This window comes from Streptomyces sp. NBC_00820 (assembly GCF_036347055.1).
Lineage (GTDB): Bacteria > Actinomycetota > Actinomycetes > Streptomycetales > Streptomycetaceae > Streptomyces.
The window spans coordinates 3,797,608-3,815,453 of the sequence record NZ_CP108882.1; the positions used below are offsets into that span (position 1 = coordinate 3,797,608).

Consider the following 17,846-nt stretch of genomic DNA (forward strand, 5'->3'; position numbering starts at 1 on the left):
GTCGTACGACCGTCCTGCGGAGGCCCTACCCGGGCGCACCGCCGGACAGCCCGGACACGACCGGACAAAATCCGGACAGTCGGCGGAGTCCGCGGAGTCCTACGAGTGACCCAGCTCGGCGGTCTCCGCGTCGCCCGCCTCCGGCACCGAGCCGGAGTCGCGGGCGGGGCGCAGCGGGAAGGGGTCGACACGGGTCTCGTCGACGACCGGCTCGGCCGGCTGCGGCGGCTTCGGCATGACCGCGGCCTCCGAGTGGGCACCGCAGCCGTAGGCCAGGGAGACCACGCGGCCGTCGGCCGGGGAGAACTCGTTGGCGCAGACGCCGAAGGCCTGGCCGAGGGAGCCGCCGATGGGGTTGAGGAAGCCACAGGTGGCGCAGGTGGCGGGGGCGGCCTGGGCCATCGGGGTCTTGGAGCCGAACGCCTCTTCCCAGCGGTCCGCCGCCACGTGCAGGCCGTAGCGGGACAGGACGCGGGCGCGCCGCATGCCCAGTTCCGCGGCCACCGCCGCGATCGAGCCGCGGGTGGGCGTCGTCTGCTGGGCGGCGGGCGCGCCGGGCGTGACGTCGGCGTCCTCCGCCTCCGCCAGGTCGGCCATCTCCTCGGACAGCACGGAGTTCGGCGGCGGCTCCTCCTCGCCCGTGAAGCCGGGCTCCAGGCGCAGGTCCTCCTGGTCGGTGGGGAGCAGGTCGCCGGGGCCGAGGTCGCCCGGGCGCAGACGCTCGCTCCACGGGACCCACTCGGGGGCGAGGAGCGCGTCGGGGCCGGGGAGCAGCACGACCTCGTCGAGCGTCACCACCTTGGCGCGGGACGCGCGGGCCACGGTCGCCGCCCAGCGCCAGCCGCGGTAACCCATTTCCTTGCACTCGAAGAAGTGCGTGACAACACGGTCGCCGTCCGCCAGCACGCCGACGTGCTCGCCGACCACGCCGGGCGCGGCGGCCTCCTCGGCTGCGGCGCGGGCGAGGTCGACGGCCTCGGCGCACAGGCGGTCGGGGGTGCGGCTTCGCGTTGTCGCTGCGCTCACAGGTATCGCTTCTCTCCTACGCCGTCTACGAGTGCGGATGCTCCGGCGGTGAAGCGGTTCCGCGGACGGAGCGGACCTGTGGGCCGCATCGACGTCCGCGTCCGAATCGCGCTCGGGCGCACCTCTGCCATCCATTCTGCGTTATGGCTGAGATACGCACGCTACCCCGTCGCCGGTGGTGGGGGACAGTCCGCCGCTGCGCGGCGAAGTTTCCCACCCGACCACCCGCCCGCGCCGGCCGCGGAACAGCCCCCCGGACGGGCCCCCGGACGGGCCCCTGGACGGCCCGGTCCGCGGGGCGGTCACCGGGGCCGACGCGGCGGCGTCGCGGGCCCGGCGCGGGCCATTCCCGGCCGGCCGCGGAGAGGGGCTGAGGCGGAGTGAGAAGAAGGTGAGAAGGAGGTGGGGCGGGGGACGGGGCGGGGGCGGGACGGGGAATGAGCAACGGGGTGAGCCGGGGGCATTCGGTTCGGTCGGGATCGAAATCGGGGTATTGGGGAGGCTCTCAGGGCACTATGAAGCACGTGACAGCCGCGGACAGGGCGAGCGGTGGCGGTTCGGGCCGGGTCGGCGGTGCCGTCCGCACGGTGGGACGTGCCCTGCACTTTCCGGTGACCGGAACGGCACGGGGGATCCGGAAGGCGACGCACGCGCACGGAGCGGGCGAGTCGGGCCTGGGCAAGCTGATCGAGCTGCACGCGGTGAACGGCGCCGGCGACGTCATGATCACCGTCGCGCTGGCCTCCACCGTCTTCTTCTCGGTGCCCACGGACGAGGCCCGGGGACGGGTCGCGCTGTATCTCGCCATCACCATGGCGCCCTTCACGGTCCTCGCCCCCGTCATCGGCCCCCTCCTCGACCGGCTGCCGCACGGCCGGCGTGCCGCGATGGCCGGATCGATGCTGGCCCGCGCCCTGCTCGCGCTGGTCATCTCGGGTGCCGTGGCGAGCGGGAGCCTGGAGCTGTATCCGGCCGCACTCGGGGTGCTGGTGGCCTCCAAGGCGTACGGGGTGGTCAGAAGCGCGGTCGTGCCCCGGCTGCTGCCCCCTGCCTTCTCGCTGGTGAAGGCCAACTCCCGCGTCACGCTCGCCGGTCTGCTGGCCACGGGCGTGGCCGCGCCGGTCGCGGCGGGGCTGCACGCCGTCGGCGACCCCTGGCCGCTGTACGGCGCCTTCGTGATCTTCACCGCGGGGATGCTCCTGTCCTTCTCCCTGCCGCCCAAGGTGGACTCCGCCAAGGGCGAGGACCGCGCACTGCTCGCGGCCGACGAGCAGTTCCCTCGCGGCGAGCGGCCGAAGCCGGGCAGGCGTCCGGGACTGCGGACGGTCGGCCCGGCCGTGACCCACGCCCTGGGCGCCAACGCGGCCCTGCGCTGCCTGTCCGGGTTCCTGATCTTCTTCCTCGCGTTCCTGCTGCGCGAGCACCCGCTGACCGGGGAGAGCGCGGCGGTCTCGCTGGGGATAGTGGGCGTGGCGGCGGGCGCGGGCAACGCGCTCGGTACGGCGGTGGGGGCGTGGCTGAAGTCGAAGGCCCCCGAGATCATCATCGTGACCGTGGTCGCGGTGGCCCTCGGTACCGCGATCGTGGCCGCCCTGTTCTTCGGGGCCCTTCTCGTGGCCTGCCTCGCCGCGGTGGCCGGGTTCGCGCAGGCGCTGGCCAAGCTGTCCCTGGACGCGCTGATCCAGCGGGACGTGCCGGAGGCGGTGCGCACCTCGGCGTTCGCGCGCTCCGAGACACTGCTCCAGATGGCCTGGGTGTTCGGCGGCGCGGTCGGCATCGTGATGCCCCTCAACGGCACCCTGGGCCTCACGGTGGCCGCCGCGTTCGTGGCTGTGGGCTGGGTGAGCACACTGCGCGGCCTGCTGGCCGCAGCGCGGCACGGCGGCCGCCCGCGCGCGCGAGTGGCGTAACGAACCGGGCACGTCGTACCCCACGTGGGCAGGGGCTTCCGGGTGCCCGATAGCCTTCGGCCATGACCACGCTGCAATCCGCCTCGCGACGCCGCCGCGCCGTCGCCGTCGCCGGTGCCGTTTCCGCCGGGCTGCTCGTCCTGTCGGCCTGTGACAAGCCGACGCCCGTCGCCACGGTCACCGTCGGCGACAGCTCGGTCAGCTCCGAGGCCATCTGCTACAACGACGGCAACGGACTCAACGCCGACTCGCTGAAGGAATGCGCCAAGAAGGCCGGCGACGTCAAGTCCATCAAGCTGGGCCAGGACGAGACGGTCCGCATCGGCGTCGACCCGAAGATCGCGGACGACGGCTGGATCATCCTGGTCAACGGCCGCCAGTTCAGCGACCTCAGCAAGCAGACGTTCCGCACGATGCCGAGCGGCGCGTTCTTCAGCGAGCAGTACGGCACCCAGGGCAACACCAACACCATCACGATCCAGATGGGCGACAAGGCCCCGGCCAAGGGCCTGTGGTCGTTCAAGGTCAAGAAGGACTTCTGACCACGTCCGCCGACCGCGTGAACGCCCGCCCGCGCATCCTCGTCGCCACCGCCGTCCCGGCCGAACGGGACGCGGTGGCACGGGCGTTCCCGGGCGCGGCCGAGGAGGTACGGCTGCCGGGTGCCCTCGTGCACCGCACGGCCGCCGGGTACGACCTGCTGGCCGCCGGTGTGGGGCCCGCCCTCGCGGCCGCCTCCACCGCCACCGTGCTCACCTGGGCCGCCCTCGCCGGCGCCCCGTACGGCCTGGTCGTGTCGGCGGGCATCGGCGGCGGCTTCGCGCCCGAGGCACCGGTCGGCTCGCTCGTCGTCGCCGACGCGGTCACCGTGGCCGATCTTGGCGCCGAGACCGCCGACGGCTTCCTGCCGGTCACCGAACTCGGCTTCGGGACCGTCACCCACCGCCCGCCGGCATCACTCGTACGGGCGGCCGTCGCGGCCACCGGCGCCCTGTGCGGGACCGTCCTCACCGTCTCCACCGTGACCGGCACCGCCGCCCGCGCCGCCGGGCTGCGCACCCGCCATCCGCACGCCGTGGCCGAGGGCATGGAGGGGTTCGGGGTCGCCGAGGCGGCCGCCGCGCACGGGGTTCCCGTGCTGGAGATCCGCGCGGTGTCCAACCCGGTGGGCCCGCGCGACCGCGACGCATGGCGCATCGGCGAGGCCCTCACCGCTCTCACCGAGGGCTTCGGGAAGCTCGCGCCCGCACTGGAGAGTTGGAACACGCATGACAGTTGAGCCCCTGCAGATCGCGTACTCGCCCTGCCCCAACGACACGTTCGTCTTCGACGCCCTCGCGCACGGCCGGGTGCCCGGCGCGCCCGCGCTGGACGTCACCTTCGCCGACATCGACATCACCAACGGCATGGCCGAGCGCGGCGAGTCCGACGTACTGAAGGTGTCGTACGCCGTCCTGCCGTACGTCCTCGACGAGTACGCGCTGCTGCCGTGCGGCGGCGCGCTGGGCCGGGGCTGCGGGCCGCTGGTGCTGACGCGGGCGGCCGGGACCGGGGACACCTCCCACGCTCTCGGCAGCGCGGACCTGGCGGGCCGCACGGTCGCGGTGCCGAGCGAGACGTCGACCGCCTACCTGCTGTTCCGGCTGTGGGCCGCGGACACGGTGCCCGGCGGGGTCGGCGAGATCGTCGTCATGCCGTTCCACGAGATCATGCCGGCCGTGCGCGACGGCAAGGTGGACGCGGGACTCGTCATCCACGAGGCGCGCTTCACGTACCAGAACTACGGGCTTCACAAGCTCGCCGACATGGGCGAGCACTGGGAGCGCACGACCGGGCTGCCGATCCCGCTGGGCGCGATCATCGCCAAGCGGTCACTGGGCGCCGAGACCCTGGAGCGGCTCGCGGACGCCATCCGCGCGTCCGTGCGGAGCGCCTGGGACGACCCGGAGGCCTCCCGGCCGTACGTCATGGCGCACGCCCAGGAGATGGACCCGGCCGTCGCCGACCAGCACATCGGGCTGTACGTCAACGAGTTCACCGCCGGGCTCGGCGAGGACGGTTACGCGGCGGTCCGCGGGCTGCTCACGCGCGCTGCGGCCGAGGGACTCGTCCCGCCCCTCGGCCCGGACGCGCTCGCCTTCCCCTGAACCGGGGGGGGGACGGGGATCAGACGTCGAGCTGGTCGGCGACCGCGCGCAGCAGGCCGGCGATCTTCTTGCCTGCGGCCTTCTCCGGGTAGCGGCCCCGCTCCAGCTGGGGCGTGATGTTCTCGAGGACGGTCGTCAGGTCCTGCACGATGGAGGCCAGCTCGTCCGGCTTCTTGCGCTGGGCCGCCGCGACCGACGGGGTCGGGTCGAGCACGATCACCGAGAGCGCCTGGTCACCGCGCTGACCGGCGACGACGCCGAACTCCACGCGCTGTCCCGGCTTGAGAGCATCGACTCCGGCGGGGAGAACCGAGGAATGGACGAAGACGTCACCGCCGTCGTCACGGGAGAGGAAGCCGAAGCCCTTCTCGCTGTTGAACCACTTGACCTTGCCGGTAGGCACGTCTGTCCTCGTCCTCGTACTCGTCGGAAAACTACTTCGGAAACGGCTCTTGCTAGCACTGAGCGGGTCGATCGTGACCCGCCGCTACCAAGGCTAATGGTCTACGGGCGGGTGACAAGACGTCCCCCGGTTGTTCTCTCGGGCAGGGAACTACCCTGGTCCGGTGCGTGACAAAACCCAAACGAATTCCGCCGCGCCCGGTGACCGACTGATCCGCGCCGGTGTCATCGTGTTCTTCATCGGGGTCGTGGCCACCCTCGTCACGGTGGTTCCGCTGTTCCTCGGCGCGAAACCGTTTCCGACGTACATGTACGGCCTGAGCATGTTCATGGCCGTCGGATTCCTCGTCGCCGGCGCGGGTGTGCTGCGTTCCGTCGCCGCCGGCCGGCGTCAGGCGCGCGCCGCCATGCGGTAGCCGTCGAGCCACGCCGGGAACGCGGACAGGTCGTCGAGCACGACGTCCGCCCCGGCGGCCCGCAACTCCTCGCCGTCGCACGGTCCGGTCGCCACGGCGACCGACAGCGCGCCCGCGGTGCGGGCCCCGCGCACATCGCCGACGTGGTCGCCGACATACACGTCGGCGTCGTACTCGCGCAGCGCCGCCGCCTTCTGCTCGGCCCACAGGTCGCCCACGACCACGTCCGGCTCGATGCCGAGGTGGGACAGGTGCAGCTTGGCGTTCGGCTCGTACTTCGCCGTGACCACCATCGTCCGGCCGCCGGCCGCGCGCACCGCGGCGATCGCCTCCGGCGCGCCCTGCATGGCGAGGGTCGCGGCTATGGCGTACGAGGGGTACATCGCCCGGTACAGGTCCGCCATCGCGGGGACCTCCTCGGGCGGGAACCAGTTGGCCAGCTCCTCCGTCAGCGGCGGGCCCAGCCGTGTCACCGCCAGGTCGGCGTCGATGTGCGTCCCCGTTCGCTCCGACAGCGCGAGGTAGCAGGCGCGGATCCCTGGCCGGGAGTCGATGAGGGTCATGTCCAGGTCGAAGCCGACGGTGAGAGTCATGGTGCTCATTGTGCGGGGTGCCTGCGGCGCTTTGGGGGTGTGGGGTTGGGGGGAGGGGGCTGGGGGGCGTGGGGGGTGGTGGGTGCGGTGGGGTTTTGGGTGCGGGTGGGTGGGGGCTGGGCGCGCAGTTCCTCGCGCCCCTGAGGGGGGTGCGGGGGGCGTTCTTCGGGGGTGCGGGGGGTTGGGGTTCGGCGGGGGCCGTGGGGTTTTGGGTGCGGGTGGGTGGGGGGCTGGGCGCGCAGTTCCTCGCGCCCCTGAGGGGGGTGCGGGGGGCGTTCTTCGGGGGTGCGGGGGGTTTGGGCTCGGCGGGGGCCGTGGGGTTTTGGGTGCGGGTGGGTGGGGGGCTGGGCGCGCAGTTCCTCGCGCCCCTGAGGGGGTTGCGGGGGGCGTTCTTCGGGGGTGCGGGGAGTTTGGGCTCGGCGGGGGCCGTGGGGTTTTGGGTGCGGGTGGGTGGGGGCTGGGCGCGCAGTTCCTCGCGCCCCTGAGGGGGGTGCGGGGAGTTGGGGCTCGGCTAGGGGTGGGTTGTCCGGGTGTTCGTCGGGGGTGGTCAGCGGGGTTTTTGGGAGCGCCAGAGGAGGAAGAGGGCTGAGGCCACGGCTGCGCCTCTTACTGTCCAGGGCCAGGTCTGGGCGAGGGCTTCGTTCATGTGGTCCTGGGGGATGGGGGCGCCCCAGCGGCCGTTGGTCCGGCCCCAGAGCCAGACGACGGCGGACCCGAGCGCCAGTCCCGGCAGGACCAGGACGGCCCACTTGGTCTCCGCGGGGCTCAGGCGCCGGGAGCCGTAGGCGATCAGATAGCCGAGGAGCAGGGCGAACCAGTTGCCGAGCACGGCGCCCACGACCAGCGCGGCCGCGGCCAGCAGGAGGAGGGGGTTGGTCCAGCCCGCCGCGGGGCGTGGGAGGAGGCGGCGGGGGAGGCGGGAAGCCTTCTGCTCTCCCGGCGCGGGCTCCCGTTCCTTCGGGGACTCCCCCTCCGCGAGCTCGTCCTTCGCGGACTCCTTCTTGCCGGACTCCTTCTCGCCAGGCTCCTTCTTGTCGTCCGATTCGGGACGCTTGAGCATGTCGGGGATCTCTACGCCGCCGACGAAACCCGGCACGGAGTCGGTGGCCGCCGGCCCGAACGGGCTGCCCTCCACCCGCCACCAGTCGGGCTCCGACAGGCTGTTCCCGAGTTCGTGCGCCGCGGCGAGGTGGGGCGGGGAAGGCGGCGCGTCGGCGGGGACCGCCGGCTCGGCGGAGCGCGGCCGCGGTACGGCTCTGCGCAGGCCCTTGCGGCGCTCCCCGGCCCGCGGTGCCTCCGGCTCCCGTTCACCGAAGGCGGGCTGGAGGGGCACGGCGGGGGACGACGGCTGCCCGGGCCGCGCACCGCCGATGGTTCCGGTGGCACCGCCCGCGGCGTCGACCACCGCGTCCGGGGTGCCGAGACTGTCGAGGATGCGGCGGACGGCGGCGGGACTGTCCACCGTCACCTTGGCCCGGTGCCGGTCGATCTCGTTGCGCAGCTCCGACACGAGCCGCATCCGCGCGGCCGACGGCAACTGCCGCTGGTGCGCGATGTCTCCGACGCGGCTCAGATATTCGTAGACGACCTGGTCGCTTTCGATCCCCAACGGAAATACCCCTCCGGGGCGACGGCGGCACTGCCCCGTGAGGAAGGTAGCGCAGACCCGGGTCGAACGGGCCGTCCCGCGTGGGGCGAGGCCTTTCGGGCCGAAGGGGCTTCCAGGACGCAGCTCTTGCCGACCGCACCCGCTAACGTGAGTCAGATGAGCACCGAGGAGAAGCCGGCGGCACCCCGGTCCCTGGCGGAGGCACTCCGCGCCCGGGACGACGCCTCGCTGGCCGCGCTCCTGCGCAGCCGACCCGACCTCATCACCCCCGTCCCCACCGACCTGACCCAGCTCGCCACCCGCGCCGGGACCCGTGCGTCGGTCCTGCGCGCGCTGGAGCGCCTGGACCGGTTCGCGCTGCAGACGGCGGAGGCGCTGGCCGTGGCCCCGGACCCGGCGTCGTACGACACCGTGCTCGGTCTGATCGCCGGGGACGCCGAGGACGCGACCGTGACCGCCGCGCTGCCCCGGGCCGTCGCCACCCTGCGCGAGCAGGCCCTGGTGTGGGGCGAGGACGACCGGCTGCGACTCGTGCGCACCGCGCGGGAACTCCTCGCTCCTTCCCCCCAGCACCCGTCCCCGACCGGTCTCGGACCGAGCGTGCGGGAGGCCACCGCGGGCATGTCACCGGGGCGGATACAGGAGATCGTCGGGACCGCCGGACTGCCCTCGACGCACGACTCGGTGTCGGCGGTGACCACGCTGACCGACCTGTTCACCGACCGCAAGGCGATGGCGGCGCTGCTCGAAGAGGCCCCGAAGGCATCCCTGGAGGTGCTGTCGAGGCTGGTGTGGGGCCCGCCGTACGGGCAGGTCACGGCGGAACCGGCGGCCCACCTGCGCTGGCTGCTCGACCGCGGCCTGCTGCTGCCGACCACGCCCGGCACGGTCGTGCTGCCCCGCGAGGTCGCCCTGCACCTGCGCGCGGGCCGCGCGCACCGCGCGCCCGAACCGCTGCCGCCCACCGTCGAACCGGCCGCCACCCACAATCCGCAGGTGGTGGACGCGACGGCCGCCGGGCAGGCGTACACCGCGCTGGCCACCGTCGAGGAGCTGCTCAAGGACTGGTACGAGGGCGGCCCCGCCGTACTGCGGGCCGGCGGGCTCAGCGTGCGCGACCTGAAACGGACCGCCGTCGCCCTCGACGTGTCCGAGCCGGTCGCCGCCTTCTGGGTCGAGCTGGCCTACGCGGCCGGCCTGCTCGCCGCCGACGGCGAGGCCGACGAGCGGTACGCGGCCACCCCCGCCTACGACGCGTGGCTGGAACGCCCCCCGGCCGATCGCTGGACCGGGCTCGCCGAGGCCTGGCTGGTGGCCACCCGGACCCCGGGCCTGGTCGGCGGCCGGGACGCGAAGGAGCGTGCGCTCTCCGCGCTGGGCCAGGGACTCGACCGGTCGGCCGCACCCGAGGTACGGCACCGGGTGCTCACCCTGCTGGCCGGGCTCCCGGCGGGCGCCGCGCCCGCCACCGAGTCGGTGCTGGCCCGGCTGCGCTGGGAACGCCCGCTGCGCGGACCCCAGCAGGACGGCGAGGACCTGCGCTCCCGGCTCGCCCGCTGGACCTTGTCGGAGGCGGAGCTGCTGGGCGTCACCGGACGGGGCGCGCTGTCCGCGCACGGCCGCGCGCTGCTGGGCACGCCTCCGGCCGAACCGGGCGCTCCGGTCTCACCGGCCGAACCCGCCGCGCCCGCCGTCACCGGTCACCCCTCGGCCCCCTCCGGCCCCGGCGACAAGCTCCCCTTCCACCACCACCACCACCGCCCCGCCGCCCCCGCGGAGCCCCTCTCCCCCGCCGGGCTGCCCGGCTCCCCCACGCACCCGGCCGCGCCGGAGCAGGTGGCCGCCCGCATCGCCGCCGCGGCCCGGCTCCTCGCCCCGCTGCTGCCCGAGCCGCTGGACCACGTGCTGCTCCAGGCCGACCTGACCGCGGTGGCGCCCGGACCGCTGGAACGCCCGCTCGCCGACGTGCTCGGAGTGCTCGCGGACGTCGAGTCCAAGGGCGGCGCGACCGTGTACCGCTTCACCCCGGCCTCCGTCCGCCGCGCCCTGGACGCCGGCCGGACCGCCGCCGACCTGCACGCCTTCCTCACCGCGCACTCCCGCACCCCGGTCCCGCAGCCGCTGGCCTATCTGATCGACGACGTGGCCCGTAAGCACGGCCACCTGCGGGTGGGCGCGGCCTCGGCGTACGTGCGCTGCGACGACGACTCCCTGCTGAACGAGATCCTCGCCGACAAGCGGGCCGGCTCCCTGCGCCTGCGCCGCCTGGCCCCGACGGTCCTGGCCGCCCAGTGCGACCCGGCCGGCCTGCTGGAGGGCCTGCGCGCGATGGGGTACGCGCCGGCCGCGGAGTCCGCCGAAGGCGACGTCCTGATCACCCGCGCCGACGCCCACCGCACCCCGCCGCGCACCGCGCCCGAGCCGGTGCCGGACGGTCCGCCGCCGCCCGACGCCACGCTGCTCGCGGCGGCGGTCCGCGCGATCCGGGCCGGTGACCTGGCCGCCACCACCCCGCGCAAGAGCACCGGCGCCCCGCTGGCCGGCGGCGAACTGCCCCGCACCAGCTCCGCCGACACCCTGGCCACCATGCAGGCGGCCGTCCTGACCGGCGACTCCGTGTGGATCGGCTACGTCAACGCCGAGGGCGCCGCCAGCCAGCGCGTCGTCGCCCCGACCCGCGTCGAGGGCGGCTTCGTCACGGCGTACGACCACACGGCCGAAGAGGTGCGGACCTACCCGCTGCACCGGATCACGGGCGTCGCCGAACTGGCGGACGAGTAGGACGGGCCCGGCCAGGGGCCCAGCCAGGCCCGCAGCCCGGTCCCGAAGTCGGGTCCCGAAGTCCGGTCCCGGCGTCCGGTCAGGTGCCCGGTCAGTGGCGGGCCCGGCCAGGCCCGAGGCCGCTCCACGGACACGCATGACCATGCATGACCCCTGTCGGCGGGACATGGTCGGCTGCCGCGTCCCTCCACGATCATCCGCCGGTAGGGCACACTGGAGGTTTGGCCGTGCGGAAGGGAAGAGCCAGGTGAACGGACCGCTGATCGTCCAGTCGGACAAAACCCTGCTGCTGGAGGTCGACCACGAGCAGGCCGACGACTGCCGCCGGGTCATCGCCCCCTTCGCCGAGCTGGAGCGGGCGCCCGAGCACATCCACACCTACCGGGTCACCCCGCTCGGCCTGTGGAACGCGCGGGCGGCCGGGCACGACGCCGAGCAGGTCGTCGACGCGCTGGTGCAGTACAGCCGGTACCCGGTGCCGCACGCGCTGCTGGTGGACATCGCCGACACCATGGACCGCTACGGCCGCCTGACCCTCTCCAAGCATCCCGCGCACGGACTCGTGCTCACCACCACCGACCGGCCGGTGCTGGAGGAGGTGCTGAAGTCCAAGCGGATCGCCCCGCTCGTCGGCGCCCGCATCGACCCCGACAGCGTCATCGTGCACCCCTCCGAGCGCGGTCAGATCAAACAGACCCTGCTGAAGCTGGGCTGGCCGGCGGAGGACCTCGCCGGGTACGTGGACGGCGAGGCGCACCCCATCGAGCTGCTGGAGGACGGGTGGGCCCTGCGCCCGTACCAGAAGCAGGCGGTGGAGAACTTCTGGCACGGCGGCAGCGGCGTGGTCGTCCTGCCCTGCGGCGCGGGCAAGACGCTGGTCGGCGCCGGGGCGATGGCGGAGGCCAAGTCGACCACCCTGATCCTCGTCACCAACACCGTCTCCGCGCGGCAGTGGAAGCACGAGCTGGTGAAGCGGACCTCTCTCACCGAGGACGAGATCGGCGAGTACAGCGGCACGAAGAAGGAGATCCGCCCGGTCACCATCGCCACCTACCAGGTGCTGACGACCAGGCGTAAGGGCGTCTACCCGCACCTGGAGCTCTTCGACTCACGTGACTGGGGTCTGATCCTCTACGACGAGGTGCACCTCCTTCCCGCTCCTGTCTTCAAGTTCACCGCCGACCTCCAGGCGCGCCGCCGCCTCGGCCTGACCGCGACCCTCGTGCGCGAGGACGGCCGCGAGTCGGACGTGTTCTCCCTCATCGGGCCCAAGCGGTTCGACGCGCCCTGGAAGGAGATCGAGGCGCAGGGCTACATCGCGCCCGCCGACTGCGTCGAGGTCCGCGTCAACCTCACCGAGTCCGAGCGGCTCGCCTACGCCACCGCCGAGACCGAGGAGAAGTACCGCTTCTGTGCCACCACCGCCACCAAGCGGAAGGTCACCGAGGCGATCGTCCGGCGGTTCGCCGGGCAGCAGATCCTGGTCATCGGCCAGTACATCGACCAGCTCGACGAACTGGGCGAGCACCTGAACGCCCCCGTGATCAAGGGCGAGACGTCCAACGCCCAGCGCGAGAAGCTCTTCGACGCCTTCCGCGAGGGCGAGATCAGCGTGCTGGTCGTCTCCAAGGTCGCCAACTTCTCCATCGACCTGCCCGAGGCCACGGTCGCCATCCAGGTGTCCGGCACCTTCGGCTCCCGCCAGGAGGAGGCCCAGCGTCTCGGCCGCGTGCTGCGCCCCAAGGCCGACGGCCACCAGGCCCACTTCTACTCGGTCGTCGCCCGCGACACCGTCGACCAGGACTTCGCCGCGCACCGCCAGCGCTTCCTGGCCGAGCAGGGGTACGCCTACCGGATCGTCGACGCGGACGAGATCCTCGCCGAGGGCTGAGGTCGAGGTCTGGCGGCCGGCGGACCTGAAGGCTGAAGACTGCGGGCTGCGGGATGCGGGATGCGGGACAGGGCCCGCTACCTGCGGCGTATGCCCGCTTCCTCGCCGTACTCGCCGAGGATCACGACGCTGAAGGCGGCCTCCAGGTACACCTTGATCGCACGCAGGGCGTTGCCGAGGAAGTGGTGGTGGGGGCCGTCCACGGCCGTGGCACCGGACGGTGGCCGGACAGGGACCGGAGAGATGAATGCTGCGCTCATGTCTCCATGGTGGAACTTCGGGCATAAAACCGGCATCGGTCCCCGGGTGGAACTCCCCCCTACACCCGGAGCCCGCCGGCCCCTAAGGGGCACGAGCCCGCACCCCCGAGGACGGAACGCCGGGGGCCGGCCCGGGAGCAGCACGGGGGCAGCACGGGGGCAGCACCGGGGCAGCACCGGGGCAGCGTGAGGGCAGCACCGGGGGCAGCCCGGGGGCGGAAAATCCATTGGCATCCGGCGCCCCGCACCACCTACAATCTCCGCTCTTGCCAGCCTCCCCCACGGAGTGCCGCCGTCCGGCCGGAAACCGGACGGCATTCGTCGTAGCCGCGTACCGCACGTATCAGGCCCACTCGGAGGCACCCCCTTGTCCACGCCCGCCCACGAGCCGCTCGCCCATCCCCTCGGCAGGGAGCGCTCCCACCTCGCCGCGTCCCGCTCCGCCCTGCGCGCCATGCGCGAGGACGTCGAGGCACTGGACATCAACGACGTCGCCGCCAACTGGGTCAACGCCCAGGTGCTCGCCCGCCAGATCGACGAACGCATCAAGGCCCTGGCCGACCTCAGCGACACCCCGCTGTTCTTCGGCCGGCTCGACTACCTGCACGCCCCCGGTGCCGCGCGGGCCGAGGGCGCGGAAGGGGAGCGCTTCTACATCGGGCGGCGGCACGTGCACGACGCCGGCGGCGACCCCATGGTCATCGACTGGCGTGCCCCGGTGTCGCAGCCGTTCTACCGGGCCTCCAAGAAGGACCCGATGGACGTCGGGCTGCGCCGTCGCTTCGGCTACACCGGCGGTGACCTGACCGCGTACGAGGACGAGCACCTGTCGGACCCCGCCGAGGAGGCCGCCACCAGCAAGCTGCTCCAGCAGGAGATCGAGCGGCCCCGCGTGGGCCCCATGCGTGACATCGTGGCGACCATCCAGCCCGAGCAGGACGAGATCGTCCGCTCCGGACTATCCGGCACGGTCTGCGTGCAGGGGGGACCCGGCACCGGTAAGACGGCCGTCGGCCTGCACCGCGTCGCCTACCTGCTGTACGCCCACCGCGAGCGGCTCGCCCGCACCGGCACGCTCGTCATCGGACCGAACAAGTCCTTCCTCCACTACATCGAACAGGTCCTCCCGGCGCTGGGCGAGCTGACCGTGCGGCAGGCGACCGTGGACGACCTGGTCGCGCACGTGGAGGTGCGCGGTACGGACGACGCGGCCGCCGCGGTCGTCAAGGGCGACGCCCGGTTGGCCCAGGTGCTGCGCCGGGCCCTGTACTCCCACGTCACGATGCCCACCGAGCCGGTCGTCGTCGTGCGCGGGTCGCGGCGCTGGCGGGTGCCGGCGTATGAACTCGAGTCCCTTGTGCGGGAGTTGCTGGAGCGGGACATCCGCTACGGCGCCGCCCGCGAGGCCCTGCCGCAGCGGATCGCGCACGCGGTGCTGGTCCAGATGGAACGGTCGGGGGAGGCGCCGGACGACCGGGTGCAGGACGCGGTCGCGCGCAACAGCGCGGTGAAGGCAGCGGTGAAGGGGGTCTGGCCGGCCGTGGACCCGGCGAAGCTGGTGCTGCGCCTGCTGACCGACGGCGAGTTCCTCGCGGAGCACGCCGAGGGAATCCTGGACGAGGGCGAGCAGAAGACGATCCTGTGGGCCAAGCCGGTGCGCAGCGTGAAGTCGGCCAAGTGGTCGGCTGCGGACGCCGTGCTGATCGACGAGGCCACCGACCTGATCCAGCGCACGCACTCGCTCGGCCATGTCGTCCTGGACGAGGCGCAGGACCTCTCCCCCATGCAGTACCGGGCCGTCGGCCGCCGCTGCACCACAGGCAGCGCGACCGTCCTCGGCGACCTCGCCCAGGGCACCACCCCCTGGGCCACCCGCAGTTGGGACGAGGCGCTGGACCACTTGGGCAAACGCGAGGGCGTCATCGAGGAGTTGACGGCCGGTTTCCGCGTCCCCACCGACGTGATCACGTACGCCTCCCGCCTCCTGCCCCACATCGCCCCCGGCCTCACCCCGGTCGCCTCCGTCCGTGAGAACCCCGGCTTCTTCGAGGTCCGCACGATCACCGATGCCTCCGAAGTGATCTGCGCCTGCGAGGAGTTGCTGCGCAACGAGGGCTCGACGGGCCTGATCGCGGCCGACGCCCGCGTCCCCGAACTCGCCGAGGCCCTGACGGCGGCCGGCATCCCGTACCTCGCCCCCGGTGAGGAGACCACCCGCGAGACCCGGCTGACGCTGGTCCCGGCCTCCCTCGCCAAGGGCCTGGAGTACGACTACGTGGTCCTGGACGAGCCCCGGGCGGTGGTCGACGGCGAACCCGACGAACGCACCGGTCTGCGACGCCTGTACGTGTCCCTGACCCGAGCGGTGTCGGGCCTGATCGTCACGCACACGGCACCGCTGCCCGCGCAACTCGCGGAGTCCGTCGCGTCGTAGGCGCCGTGGTCCCGCGGTCCGGTGACCCCGCGATCCCGTGGCCCGGTGGCCCCGGGACCGGTCGGCGTCGGGTGGGTGACAGGTGAGTAGGGTGCTGTGCCGTTCCCTCATGTCTTCCCGGAAGGGCTTCCGTTGAGCGCACCGCCACCCCCCGCCTCCCCCGCACCGTTCCCGAACGGGCCGTACCAGCAGGCGCCGGGGCCATACGCGCAGGCGCCAGGGCCGTACCAGCAGACACCGGGCCCGTACGCGCAGGCACCGGCGCCGGGCCCGTACCAACAACCGCCCGCTCCCGGACCGTACGCGCAGCCGCCCGCTCCCGGCCCGTACGCGCAAGCGCCTGCCCCCGGCCCGTACCCGCAGGCGCCCGCACCCGGCTGGCCGCAGCAGCAACAGCAGTACGGCGGCGGGGTGCCGGCGGGCGCGTGCGAGGCGTGCGGGGCGGGGCCGGCCGCGCCGGTGAAGCTCCGCGGCCATCAGGGCTTCCTGGTGATCATGCGGTTCCTGAGGCGTCAGGGGGTGTTCTGCCGCACCTGCGCGCTGTCCCTGTTCCGCAAGATGCAGGCGGACACGATGCTCCAGGGCTGGTGGGGACCGATGTCCGCGCTCATCACCCCGATCACCCTGCTGATCAACCTCGGTGCCCTGTCCGGCATCCGGCGCATCCCCGAGCCGGTCGCACCCGGCTGGCGGCCGCCGCTGGACCCCGGGCGCCCGATCTTCAAGCGGGCGGCCGGCCTGGTGGGCCTCGTCCCGCTGACCGGGTTCGGGCTGATTTTCCTGCTCGTGGTCGTCGGCATGCTGGCCGGCTAGCGCCGAACCTAGGCCGCCGAGCCGGAAATCGAGCCGACAGCACTGAACTGGCGGCACCGCCAGCCGCTAGGCGTCCTCGCCGTCCAGCAGCTCGCGCCAGCGCGCGACCGCCTCCACCGAGACCGGCCCGTCCCACCCCTTCGGGCGGGCCGCTCCGCCGATGTGGAACGCCTCGATCCCGCAGGCCCTCAGCCGCGGTACGTGGTCGAGGCGGAGTCCGCCACCGACGAGGATCTGCTGTTCGTACCCGGGCCCGCCGTCGTGCGCGGCCTCGGCGGCGAGCGTCGCCAGACCCTCGTCCACGCCCTCGGCCGCCCCGGCGGTCAGGAAGGTGTCGAGGCCCGGCAGACCGGCGAGCCGCCTGCGCAGGGTGTCGCGGTCGGCGGCCCGGTCGATCGCCCGGTGGAAGGTCCAGGGGCAGCCGTCGAGCGCGCCGACGACCCGTTCCACGGCGGCCAGGTCGACACCCCCGTCCGCGTCGAGGAACCCGAGCACGAACTGGTCCGCGCCCGCGCTCCGCAGTTCCCCCGCCACCCGCACGAGCCGGTCCACGTCCCCGGCCGCGAACCCGTCCGCCAGCCGCAGCATCACGCGCAGGTCGATGCCGACGGCTGCCCGGACACCGGCGACCGTGTCCGGTGACGGGGTGAGCCCGTCGGCCGCCATCTCGGTGACCAGTTCCAGGCGGTCCGCGCCTGCGGCCTGGGCGGCTACGGCGTCCTCGACATCGAGGGCGATCACCTCCAGGACTGCACGCTTGCTCATGGCACCCCATTCGTCGACGAGTACAGGCCCATAGGTCTAGTCCAATCCGGGCCCAAGACTACGCCGTCACCCCACCGGTCCGGGGCATCCTCCGCGCACGAACGCGAGAATGGACGCATGGCCGACCTCGACGCCCTGCGCCTCCGTTTCGCCGACGCCCTGGAAGGCGCCCGCGCCCCCGGCGGCGGCTCCGCCCCCGACCCCGACCCCTCCCCCGGTCCCGACCCCACCCCCTACGCCGAGAACCTGCTCGCCCGCTGGCAGGAGCCGCAGCGGAGGTACCACACGCTCGCCCACCTCACGGCGGTCCTCGACCGGATCGACACGCTGGAGGAGTACGCGGCCGACCCGGACGTCGTACGGCTGGCCGCGTGGTTCCACGACGCCGTCTACCTGCCCGACCGGTCCGAGAACGAGGAGCGGTCCGCGGCGCTCGCCGAGCGGGCCCTCACCGAGGCCGGGGTGCCGGAGGCGAAGGTCGCGGAGGTGGCCCGGCTGGTGCGGCTCACCGTCACCCACGACCCCGCCGACGACGACCGCGACGGCCAGGTGCTGTGCGACGCCGACCTCGCGATCCTCGCCGCGCCCCCGTCGGCGTACGCCGCCTACACCGCCGAGGTCCGCGCGGAGTACCACTTCGTGCCGGGCGACGCGTTCCGCGAAGGACGTGCGGGAATCCTGCGCCAACTCCTCGCCCTGCCCCGCCTGTTCCGCACCCCGTACGGCCAGGAGCACTGGGAGCCGACCGCCCGCTACAACCTGGGCGCCGAGCTGGAAATGCTGTCGACCTGAGAGGTCC

General features: G+C 73.5%; 16 protein-coding genes. 10 read left to right on the forward strand and 6 right to left on the reverse strand.

From position 1 onward, the window contains the following. Positions 1–99: 99 nt before the first annotated feature. Positions 100–1,026 (reverse strand): DUF3027 domain-containing protein, encoded by a 927-nt coding sequence (locus OIB37_RS17130; RefSeq protein WP_330458473.1) that lies wholly within the window; start codon positions 1,024–1,026, stop codon positions 100–102. 515 nt (positions 1,027–1,541) lie between these two features. Here OIB37_RS17130 and OIB37_RS17135 point away from each other — a divergent pair. From OIB37_RS17135 to OIB37_RS17150, 4 genes are all read left to right on the forward strand, one after another. Continuing rightward, positions 1,542–2,936 (forward strand): MFS transporter, encoded by a 1,395-nt coding sequence (locus OIB37_RS17135; protein ID WP_330458474.1) that lies wholly within the window; start codon positions 1,542–1,544, stop codon positions 2,934–2,936. A gap of 62 nt (positions 2,937–2,998) precedes the next feature. Continuing rightward, positions 2,999–3,478 carry a DUF2771 domain-containing protein gene (locus OIB37_RS17140; RefSeq protein WP_330458475.1) on the forward strand — a complete coding sequence of 160 codons (480 nt, stop codon included), beginning with the start codon at positions 2,999–3,001 and terminating at the stop codon, positions 3,476–3,478. A gap of 17 nt (positions 3,479–3,495) precedes the next feature. After that, entirely contained in the window at positions 3,496–4,215 is a 720-nt protein-coding gene (locus tag OIB37_RS17145) for a futalosine hydrolase (protein WP_330458476.1), read from the forward strand. Beyond that, positions 4,205–5,083 (forward strand): 1,4-dihydroxy-6-naphthoate synthase, encoded by an 879-nt coding sequence (locus tag OIB37_RS17150; RefSeq protein ID WP_330458477.1) that lies wholly within the window; start codon positions 4,205–4,207, stop codon positions 5,081–5,083. The genes OIB37_RS17145 and OIB37_RS17150 overlap by 11 nt, the downstream gene beginning before the upstream one ends. 19 nt (positions 5,084–5,102) lie before the next feature. Here the strand turns inward: OIB37_RS17150 and OIB37_RS17155 are convergent, their stop codons facing one another. After that, positions 5,103–5,486 carry a cold-shock protein gene (locus OIB37_RS17155; protein WP_330458478.1) on the reverse strand — a complete coding sequence of 128 codons (384 nt, stop codon included), beginning with the start codon at positions 5,484–5,486 and terminating at the stop codon, positions 5,103–5,105. Between the two features lie 163 nt (positions 5,487–5,649). On the opposite strand from OIB37_RS17155, the gene OIB37_RS17160 reads away from it, so the two are divergent. Next, positions 5,650–5,901: a hypothetical protein gene (locus OIB37_RS17160; RefSeq protein WP_330458479.1), complete on the forward strand. Its 252-nt coding sequence runs from the start codon at positions 5,650–5,652 to the stop codon at positions 5,899–5,901. Here OIB37_RS17160 and OIB37_RS17165 read toward each other — a convergent pair. Both OIB37_RS17165 and OIB37_RS17170 read right to left on the reverse strand, forming a co-directional pair. After that, positions 5,877–6,494, reverse strand: a complete 618-nt coding sequence (locus OIB37_RS17165; RefSeq protein WP_443058165.1) for an HAD family hydrolase — start codon at positions 6,492–6,494, stop codon at positions 5,877–5,879. The two genes, OIB37_RS17160 and OIB37_RS17165, sit on opposite strands and share 25 nt — an antisense overlap. A gap of 547 nt (positions 6,495–7,041) precedes the next feature. Beyond that, positions 7,042–8,103: a hypothetical protein gene (locus OIB37_RS17170; protein WP_330458481.1), complete on the reverse strand. Its 1,062-nt coding sequence runs from the start codon at positions 8,101–8,103 to the stop codon at positions 7,042–7,044. 156 nt (positions 8,104–8,259) lie between these two features. On the opposite strand from OIB37_RS17170, the gene OIB37_RS17175 reads away from it, so the two are divergent. Further along, complete coding sequence (locus OIB37_RS17175) at positions 8,260–10,884, forward strand: helicase-associated domain-containing protein (RefSeq protein WP_330458482.1); 2,625 nt, start codon at positions 8,260–8,262, stop codon at positions 10,882–10,884. A gap of 247 nt (positions 10,885–11,131) precedes the next feature. Then, positions 11,132–12,775 (forward strand): DNA repair helicase XPB, encoded by a 1,644-nt coding sequence (locus OIB37_RS17180; RefSeq protein ID WP_330458483.1) that lies wholly within the window; start codon positions 11,132–11,134, stop codon positions 12,773–12,775. Positions 12,776–12,852: 77 nt separating this feature from the next. On the opposite strand, the gene OIB37_RS17185 is transcribed toward OIB37_RS17180, so the two are convergent. Further along, the gene (locus OIB37_RS17185; RefSeq protein ID WP_330458484.1) at positions 12,853–13,035 is read right to left on the reverse strand and encodes a hypothetical protein; all 183 of its coding nucleotides are present in this window, start codon (positions 13,033–13,035) and stop codon (positions 12,853–12,855) included. Between the two features lie 367 nt (positions 13,036–13,402). Here OIB37_RS17185 and OIB37_RS17190 point away from each other — a divergent pair, with 367 nt between their 5' ends. Both OIB37_RS17190 and OIB37_RS17195 read left to right on the forward strand, forming a co-directional pair. Next, entirely contained in the window at positions 13,403–15,469 is a 2,067-nt protein-coding gene (locus tag OIB37_RS17190; RefSeq protein ID WP_330458485.1) for a HelD family protein, read from the forward strand. A 132-nt stretch (positions 15,470–15,601) separates the two neighbouring features. After that, a complete protein-coding gene (locus tag OIB37_RS17195; protein WP_330458486.1) occupies positions 15,602–16,282 on the forward strand; it encodes a hypothetical protein in 681 nt (226 codons plus the stop codon). Between the two features lie 66 nt (positions 16,283–16,348). Here the strand turns inward: OIB37_RS17195 and OIB37_RS17200 are convergent, their stop codons facing one another. Then, complete coding sequence (locus OIB37_RS17200; protein ID WP_330458487.1) at positions 16,349–17,047, reverse strand: copper homeostasis protein CutC; 699 nt, start codon at positions 17,045–17,047, stop codon at positions 16,349–16,351. Positions 17,048–17,164: 117 nt separating this feature from the next. Between OIB37_RS17200 and OIB37_RS17205 the strand changes: the two genes are divergently transcribed. Then, positions 17,165–17,839, forward strand: coding sequence for an HD domain-containing protein (locus tag OIB37_RS17205; protein ID WP_330458488.1), 675 nt, complete (start codon positions 17,165–17,167; stop codon positions 17,837–17,839). Positions 17,840–17,846 lie beyond the last annotated feature (7 nt).